The following is an 8,149-nucleotide window of genomic DNA, read 5'->3' on the forward strand; positions in this document are numbered from 1 at the left end:
TTCAAAAACGGCCATGCCAGCTCACTGGCAATATAGACACCGGCAAGCATCCCCAACACGCCCCAAATCATGGCCATGATGGCGAACTTCTTGACGATGCCGTAATTGTACTGCTCGGTCGCTACCGGCATTGCATTGGTGGACATCGTGACCCCTCCAGACTTTTAGGTTCATCCCGGCCAGATCGGCCAGACCCTTTTTCTTCGACGGGCAATGATAATCCAATCCACCCCGGACAAAAACCTATGAATTTACTTCACTACCGCCAATGAAAGCGGGCAACACTACGCAGTTTCAATCAGTTAGCATCACAATCGAACCCTGTAATAAAAAGGGCATATGGCCAATACCCAATCTTTATCGGCACGATTCCTCATTCACGCGTCGTCGGGAGCCGGCTCGCCCGCCGTCGACACCCCGTAGCGACCATGCACTGACTCGCTGGCGAGCGGAGAAACGCCGGTTCCCCAAGCCAGGCCGTAGACGATCTCGTAGGTGAGCGGAATCTGCCCATCAACGGCCTGTGCGGCAAGCGCTTCGCGGAATCGACGCCACGCCCTCGGCCCGGTCATGCCGGAGGTTCGTCCCCGCTGCGCGTTGCCCACCCCGACGCCACGCAGGTCGGCCAGCAGGGCATCGACCGTCGGATAGGTCACGGTCACCGTCTCCCGATCCATGACCGGGTCCGCCAGCATCGCCCCCACCAGGGCGTCACCCAGATCGTGCATGTCCATGAAATGGTGCACGTGGGGCGCGGCATCCACCTCCGCCCAGGCGCGGCGGATCTCCTGGAGGCTGTCCGGGCCGAGCGTGGTGAAGGAGAACACGCCACTGGCGGCGAGCACCCTGGCCACCTCGGCGAACAGCGCCTCCGGCCGATCGCTCCACTGCAGCGCGAAGTTGGACACCACCACATCCATGGACCCGCCCGCAAACGGAAGAGCGTGCATGTCCGCGGCGACGGCGAGCCGTCGGCGCGACCACCAGCGCTCCCGTGGCAGGTGCCGCAACATGCTTTCCGCCAGGTCCAGGCCGATGACCCTGGCCTTCGGGTAGCGCGAGCGCATGGCCCGCACCATCTGGCCAGTACCGGCACCCAGGTCGAGGACTCGTTCCGGATCGAGTTTCAGCCAACCGAAGCGCTCGTCGAGACGGCGACCGACCTCCTGCTGGACGGCCGCATGACGGTCATAGGCGTCCGCCGCCCGATTGAAGCGACTCCTCACCCGGTCAAGATCGAATACGGTAGGGGATGACATCGGCGATAACGTTCCGGAAAGGTAAGAAGATGGATTTGGGTCGCGGACCCCACGACCGCCGCCGGGCTCAGACTGCCCCGGCATCAAGCGTACGGGCCAGATCGTCCCAGGCATCGAAGATCGCGCCGTGCCCCGAACCCGGGAGGATTCGGCAGGTGACGGAGCGGGCGAGGCTCAGATGATCGATCCACGTCGGCGGAATCAGCGGATCCCCGGGCGCCAACCAGACCTCTACCGGAATCGTCAGCCCGCCCAGCAACTCGCGCTGATCGATGGCGCCCAGCCAGTCCAGCCCCTCGACATCGGCAGACATCCCCGGCGGCAGGGCATGGCAGTCCGGCAGCCCGAAGTGCTGGCGAAATCCGCAGGCGGCCGACCGGGCATTCGCGACCGTCGTCCGCCGCAGGGCGCGCCATTCGCCGGACGCGACCCCCGGCCAGCCGTCGGCAGCAAGAAATCGCGGCGTGGCACTCACCAGCACCAACCGGTCGGGGCGGATACGTCCACGGGCGATGGCTTCGAGCAACAACCCGCCCCCGAGCGACCAGCCCAGCCAGGTTCCGCCGGCTATCGAGTCCCTTGGCGATTCGCCCAGCCACGCATCGGCGAACCCCTGCCAGTCATGGCAAGAAACCCCGGCGGACGACAACCGGCTGACTAGCGGCGCGAACATGTCGGCGGGAAACGACCATCCACCAACCAGGCCGATAGCCGGCACGCCCCCGAGCCCCGCCCCGCGACACTTGCCGCCGATGTCCGTCATGCCGACAGACCGACCGGAGCCAGCGGCATGACAGGCGTTTGCCGACAGCCGGTCGGCCCGGGATAATGGCCAGCCCATTCAAACACCGGTATCACCTCTTGACTGCCCTCGACTGGCCCTTTCTGCTCATCGTCGCCGCGGCCTCCTATCTGGTCGGCTCCATATCCACCGCCGTGATCACCGCCCGGCTCCTCGGCCTGCCGGACCCCCGCGCCGCCGGATCGGGCAACCCCGGAGCGACGAACGTCCTGCGCCTCGGCGGCAAGAAGGCGGCCATTGTCACGCTAGTGGGCGACCTCCTCAAGGGGTTGCTGCCGGTACTGGTGGTGGCCGCCGTGGCCAGCGGACCGGAGCGCCTTGCCGGCATGGCGGCCGCCGGGCTTTTCGCCTTCCTCGGCCACCTCTACCCCGTGTTCTTCGGGTTCAAGGGGGGCAAGGGGGTCGCCACGGCCGCCGGTGCCATTCTCGGCATGGCCCCGGTGATCGGCGTGGTCGCCATCGTCGGCTGGATCAGCACGGCGTTCGCCACGCGCTACTCGTCGCTCGCGGCCCTGTTCGCTTCGGTGGTGGCCGCCGCCCTGGCTACATTCCTCTCCCCACCCGTGATCGCCATGGCGATCTCGCTGATGGCACTGATCCTGATCATTCGCCATCACGCCAACATCCGGCGATTGATGCGGGGCGAGGAACCCCGAATCGGAGAGAAGAACGAGGAAACCACCGCGGACGAGTGATCACCACGGCGAACCGCTTGATTGACCCTCAGGCGGCAGCGCCCGGCGGCCGCAGGGACTCGAGCGGCCAGCGCGGGCGTACCGAAAAGCCGGGTTCGGCATCCACCTCGCCCGCCCGCAGACGCAGATACCCGGCCAGCGCGATCATCGCGGCATTGTCCGTACAAAGCTCGATCGACGGAAAGTGCACCGCCCCACCCCGCTCGACCATCATGCTCGCGAGTCGCTGGCGCAACGGTCGATTGGCGGCCACGCCCCCGGCGACCACCAGGCGATCCAGCCCGGTCTGCTCCAGGGCGCGGCCGAGCTTGATCACCAGCGTGTCGATGACGGTGCGCTCGAACGATGCAGCCACGTCGGCGTGAGGTCGACCGGCGGCGATCTCGTTGGCCACGGCGGTCTTCAGTCCGCTGAAACTGAGATCGAGCCCAGGGCGGTTGACCATGGGCCGCGTGAAAGGCACGGCCGTCGGATCGCCGGACTCGGCCAGGCGCGACAGGGCCGCACCACCCGGATAACCGAGCCCCATGAGCTTGGCCGACTTGTCGAAGGCCTCGCCGATCGCATCGTCGATGCTCTCGCCAAGCAGGCGGTAGCGACCGACCCCCCGCACCTCGATCACTTGGCTGTGCCCACCGGAGACCAGCAACGCGAGAAACGGAAAGTCGGGCGGGTCATCGCCGAGCAGGGGCGCGAGGATGTGCCCCTCGAGGTGGTTGACGGCCATCGCGGGCACCCCACAGGATGCCGCCAACCCCTTGGCGAACGCCGCACCAGTCATGAGAGCGCCGGCCAGGCCCGGCCCCGCGGTGTAGGCCACCGCATCGACCTGCCCGTAGCCCAGCCCGGCATCCGTCATGACCTGGCGCGCAAGCAGCGGCAGGCGGCGCATATGGTCCCGCGCCGCCAGCTCCGGCACCACGCCCCCGTATTCGGCATGCACCTCCGTCTGGGAATGGACCCGGTGGGCCAGCAACGCCCCGCGCCCACCGTCGTAGACGGCCAGCGCGGTTTCGTCGCAGGAACTCTCGACGGCCAGTACTCGCACGCAAATCACCTCGTGGTCGGTTCGATGGTCGCGGCGCATTTGCCTCTTGCACACCGCGGGCAACGCTTTATACTACAACACCTTTTATTTTGGGCCCCGCGGGTCCCAACGAAAAACATTTCCAATCCAGTCAACGAGGTGGAACGCATTCATGCCTTCTGTACGTGTTCGGGAAAATGAGCCCTTCGAGGTTGCAGTTCGTCGTTTCAAGCGCTCCTGCGAGAAAGCCGGCATCATCAGCGAGATGCGCGAGCGCGAGTACTACGAGAAGCCGACAGCGGCCCGCAAGCGCAAGCACGCTGCCGCGGTGAAGCGCAACCAGAAGCGTCTTTCCAAGGAACAGGCGCGCCGCGTCCGCCTGTACTGATCGTCTGCCGGCGCCTTACCGCATGAGCACGATCAAGTCGCGACTGACTGCCGACATGAAGGCAGCCATGAAGGGCGGCGAAAAGTCCCGCCTGGCCACGATCCGCATGCTGCTTGCCGCCATCAAGCAGCGGGAAATCGACGACCGTCGCGAACTGTCGGAAGACGAGGCACTGGGCATACTGACCAAGCAGGCCAAGCAGCGCCGCGAGTCGATCGCCCAGTACGAGTCCGCCGGACGCGATGATCTCAAGGCTGTCGAAGAAGCCGAGCTCGAGATCATCGAGACCTACCTACCCAAGCAGCTTTCCTCCGAGGAAATCGAAGCGGCGGTCGCCGAGATCATTCGATCCGAGCAGGCAACCGAGATGAGCCAGATGGGCGGCGTGATGAAGATCGCCCGCGAACGGCTGGCCGGCAAGGCCGACATGGCGGCGGTCAGCAAGGCCGTTCGCGACAATCTCTCGGCCTGAGCCACGGGAAGGCTCCGGGCGCGGGCGCACCCTCGCGGGTGCCCGCTACCGGGCACCGCATTGATCCGAACCATCAATTCGAGAACGAGCCATGGGCGAGATTTTCCAGTTCCTGAACGTCCCGCGACGCGACCCGGAGGTCGCTCCCGCCGAGGAGCGCGTCAAAGAGTTCAATGAAATCTACGGGCAATTCACTCCCGACACGGCCGCCGAGCAGGCAGACCGTTGTCTCGAGTGCGGCAATCCGTACTGCGAATGGAAGTGCCCGGTCCACAACTACATCCCCAACTGGCTCAAGCTGATCGCCGAAGGCAATTTGCTCGAGGCCGCGGAGATGGCACACAAGACCAACTCGCTGCCCGAGGTATGCGGCCGGGTCTGCCCGCAGGATCGTCTCTGCGAGGGCGCCTGCACGCTCAACGACGGTTTCGGCGCGGTCACCATCGGCTCGGTCGAGAAGTACATCGCCGACGAGGCCTTCAAGATGGGCTGGCGCCCGGACATGTCCGACGTCGTCCCCACCGGCAAGCGCGTCGCCGTCATCGGCGCCGGGCCGGCCGGCCTGGGTTGCGCGGACATCCTCGCCCGCCACGGCGTCCAGGCCGTGGTGTTCGATCGCCACCCGCAGATCGGCGGGCTGATCACCTTCGGCATCCCGTCCTTCAAGCTAGAGAAGCACGTGATGCAGACGCGTCGCGAGATCTTCGAGGGCATGGGCATCGAGTTCCGGCTGAACACCGAAGTCGGCAAGGACGTGTCCATCGACGACATCCTCGAGGAATTCGACGCGGTATTCATGGGCATGGGCGCCTACAACGCCATGCAGGGCGGCTTCCCCGGCGAGGACCTCGACGGCGTCCACGAGTCGCTGCCGTTTTTGATCGGCAACACCAACCATCAGCTCGACATGGGTGGAAACTATCCCTTCATCGACGTCTCGGGCAAGCGCGTGGTGGTTCTCGGTGGCGGCGACACCGCCATGGACTGCACCCGCACCTCCCTGCGTCAGGGCGCGGCGAAGGTGACGACGGTCTACCGCCGCGACGAGGACAACATGCCCGGGTCGCGTCGCGAGGTGAAGAACGCCCGCGAGGAAGGCGCGCACTTCAAGTTCAACCTGCAGCCGGTCGAGATTCTCGGCGAAGGCGGACAGGTGACCGGCGTGAAGTTCGTCGAGACCCGTCTGGGCGAACCGGACGAACGTGGGCGCCGTCGCCCGGTCGCCATCGAGGGATCCGAGCAGGTGCTCGACGCCGACGCGGTGCTGATCGCCTTCGGCTTCCGTCCTTCCCCGGCGACGTGGTTCGACGACCAGAAGATCGAGCTCGACGCCAGCGGCCGCGTGGTGGTCCACAAGGACAGTAACGCGCCGGCCTTCCAGACGAGCAACCCGAAGATCTTTGCCGGCGGCGACATGGTTCGCGGCGCGGATCTGGTGGTCACCGCCGTCTACGAAGGGCGCAACGCGGCCTTCGGCATCCTCGACTACCTGGACGTATGACCTCGATGACTTCCCCGCTGAAGAACGACCGCCTGCTGCGCGCCCTGATGCGCCAGCCGGTGGACCGCACCCCGATCTGGATCATGCGTCAGGCGGGCCGTTACCTGCCGGAATACCGGGAAACTCGCAAGCAGGCAGGCAGCTTCATGGACCTTTGCCGCTCGGCGGAGCTTGCCTGCGAAGTCACTCTCCAGCCTCTGGAGCGCTACGACCTCGATGCGGCGATCCTGTTTTCCGACATCCTCACGATCCCCGATGCCATGGGCCTGGGTCTCAAGTTCGTCGCCGGCGAAGGCCCGGTATTCGAACGCCCGGTGCGCACGGCGGCGGACATCGCCCGCATTCCGAAACCCGACATGGCAACGGATCTCGGCTACGTGATGAACGCCGTCTCCACGATCCGCGAGGCGCTGGACGGCCGCGTGCCGCTGATCGGCTTCACCGGCAGCCCGTGGACGCTGGCGACCTACATGGTCGAAGGCAGCGGCACCAAGGACTTCGCCAAGGTCAAGGGGCTGGTCTACAGCGACCCGAAGGCCGCCCACCAACTGCTCGAGAAGCTGGCCGACTCGGTCACCGACTACCTCAATGCCCAGATCGAGGCCGGCGCACAGGCCCTGATGGTGTTCGACACCTGGGGCGGGGTGCTGGCACCTCACGACTACCGCGAGTTCTCGCTGCAGTACATGCAGCGCATCGTGGACGGTCTGGAGCGCAAGCGCCCGGATGGCAGCTACGTGCCGGTCACGCTGTTCACCAAGGGTGGCGGCCAGTGGGCTTCCTGGATCGCCGACACGGGCGCCGACGGCATCGGCCTGGACTGGACGGTGACCCTTGACGCCATTCGCGCCCAGGTGGGCGACCGCGTCGCCCTGCAGGGCAACCTCGACCCGAGTGTGCTCTACGCACCGGACGCGGTCATCGAGCGCGAGGTCGCTCGCATCCTCGAGGAATTCGGCCCGCACCCGGGCCACGTCTTCAACCTCGGCCACGGCATCCACCAGCACGTGAATCCGGACAAGGTGAAGGTACTGGTCGACGCGGTCCATCGCCTCAGCGCCCGCTGAGGCACCGAGGGCCGCCCGCTCGTTCGCCCCCGCCCGGGGCGCGATCGATCACTCCCCTGCCGTATCCAGCAACTCGCGGACCGCGCGCGCGGACGCCCGACGGATGGTTCCGCCCCCCGCCGAGGCCAGCGGCGCCTCGCGGATATCGTCCTCCGCAAACACCTCCAGTCGAAAGTGCTGTCCTTGTGCGCCTAGCTCGAAGACGGAGCAACGCTCGCTGCGCCCGTCACCGTACTGGTACGTGGTCTCGGATTCCTCGAAGGGGATGTCCCGCGTCACGAGCAGATCGATGACCTCCTCCGGGGTGGCCGCGAACAGTTGCAGGACGATCGGAGAGTGGTCGTCCGCCGTTCCCGACAGCACCTCCCCTACCAGCCGCGGCCGAAAGCGCCCGAAGAACGACATGGCGTCCAGCGCGGCCTCGCGCAGCGAACGCAGCATGTCGCGCTGTTCCGGCCGGAAAGTGGCCTGATACTGGCGCGTCTCGATCTCCAGCCGCTCGAGGTCGGCGGCGAGAAAACGCCGGTCGAGGCTCTGGCCTGCCTGGCGGGCGGCCTTTTCCAGCACCCGGCGCATATCCTGCCCCGGGGACTCGGCCGCCAGCCGGGCAGCCACACGGAGCACCTCCAGTGGCGCTGGCCCCATAGGGTTTCACCTCACAGTCACGTGCTTGCCGCCCTGCGCATAGCCTGATGCAGGACAGGCTCAGAAAAGATTCTCGATCACCTCACGAGAGGTTCCGGACGCGGCCGACGCGTCCTCCTCGGGGAGCTTGGCCGCCGGATTGGTCGTATCGAAGAATTCGCGGACCGAACCGGGATGCCCCTCCGGAACCCGGCGACCGGTATCCGGATCGATCGAGACGGTGACGATGCCTTCCGGCGGCTGCTCCTCTCCGGCGGGAGGCGGCAGCATGTCGCGCATGAAGTCGATCCACA

General features: G+C 66.2%; 10 protein-coding genes. 5 read left to right on the plus strand and 5 right to left on the minus strand.

Annotated features, from left to right (window positions below; genetic code table 11):
- Positions 1-377 precede the first annotated feature (377 nt).
- Positions 378-1,259: a malonyl-ACP O-methyltransferase BioC gene (bioC, locus tag ACESL5_RS05635; RefSeq protein ID WP_372591808.1), complete on the minus strand. Its 882-nt coding sequence runs from the start codon at positions 1,257-1,259 to the stop codon at positions 378-380.
- 67 nt (positions 1,260-1,326) lie between these two features.
- Entirely contained in the window at positions 1,327-2,022 is a 696-nt protein-coding gene (locus tag ACESL5_RS05640; protein WP_372591809.1) for a hypothetical protein, read from the minus strand.
- Between the two features lie 98 nt (positions 2,023-2,120).
- Between ACESL5_RS05640 and plsY the strand changes: the two genes are divergently transcribed.
- A complete protein-coding gene (gene plsY, locus ACESL5_RS05645) occupies positions 2,121-2,756 on the plus strand; it encodes a glycerol-3-phosphate 1-O-acyltransferase PlsY (RefSeq protein ID WP_372591810.1) in 636 nt (211 codons plus the stop codon).
- A 28-nt stretch (positions 2,757-2,784) separates the two neighbouring features.
- Here plsY and tsaD read toward each other — a convergent pair whose 3' ends face one another.
- Positions 2,785-3,804 (minus strand): tRNA (adenosine(37)-N6)-threonylcarbamoyltransferase complex transferase subunit TsaD, encoded by a 1,020-nt coding sequence (gene tsaD / locus ACESL5_RS05650; RefSeq protein ID WP_372591811.1) that lies wholly within the window; start codon positions 3,802-3,804, stop codon positions 2,785-2,787.
- A gap of 151 nt (positions 3,805-3,955) precedes the next feature.
- Here tsaD and rpsU point away from each other — a divergent pair, with 151 nt between their 5' ends.
- From rpsU to hemE, 4 genes are all read left to right on the plus strand, one after another.
- Positions 3,956-4,171: a 30S ribosomal protein S21 gene (rpsU, locus tag ACESL5_RS05655; RefSeq protein WP_372591812.1), complete on the plus strand. Its 216-nt coding sequence runs from the start codon at positions 3,956-3,958 to the stop codon at positions 4,169-4,171.
- 22 nt (positions 4,172-4,193) lie between these two features.
- Complete coding sequence (locus ACESL5_RS05660) at positions 4,194-4,643, plus strand: GatB/YqeY domain-containing protein (protein ID WP_372591813.1); 450 nt, start codon at positions 4,194-4,196, stop codon at positions 4,641-4,643.
- A 91-nt stretch (positions 4,644-4,734) separates the two neighbouring features.
- Entirely contained in the window at positions 4,735-6,144 is a 1,410-nt protein-coding gene (locus ACESL5_RS05665) for an FAD-dependent oxidoreductase (RefSeq protein WP_372591814.1), read from the plus strand.
- A gap of 5 nt (positions 6,145-6,149) precedes the next feature.
- Positions 6,150-7,211 (plus strand): uroporphyrinogen decarboxylase, encoded by a 1,062-nt coding sequence (hemE, locus tag ACESL5_RS05670; protein WP_372591815.1) that lies wholly within the window; start codon positions 6,150-6,152, stop codon positions 7,209-7,211.
- 48 nt (positions 7,212-7,259) lie between these two features.
- Here the strand turns inward: hemE and ACESL5_RS05675 are convergent, their stop codons facing one another.
- Both ACESL5_RS05675 and ACESL5_RS05680 read right to left on the minus strand, forming a co-directional pair.
- Positions 7,260-7,856: a hypothetical protein gene (locus ACESL5_RS05675; RefSeq protein ID WP_372591816.1), complete on the minus strand. Its 597-nt coding sequence runs from the start codon at positions 7,854-7,856 to the stop codon at positions 7,260-7,262.
- Positions 7,857-7,916: 60 nt separating this feature from the next.
- Positions 7,917-8,149 (minus strand): hypothetical protein (locus ACESL5_RS05680; RefSeq protein ID WP_372591817.1); only part of this gene is annotated, 233 nt, incomplete at its 5' end.

Source organism: Guyparkeria sp., assembly GCF_041687595.1.
Taxonomy (GTDB): Bacteria; Pseudomonadota; Gammaproteobacteria; order Halothiobacillales; family Halothiobacillaceae; genus Guyparkeria.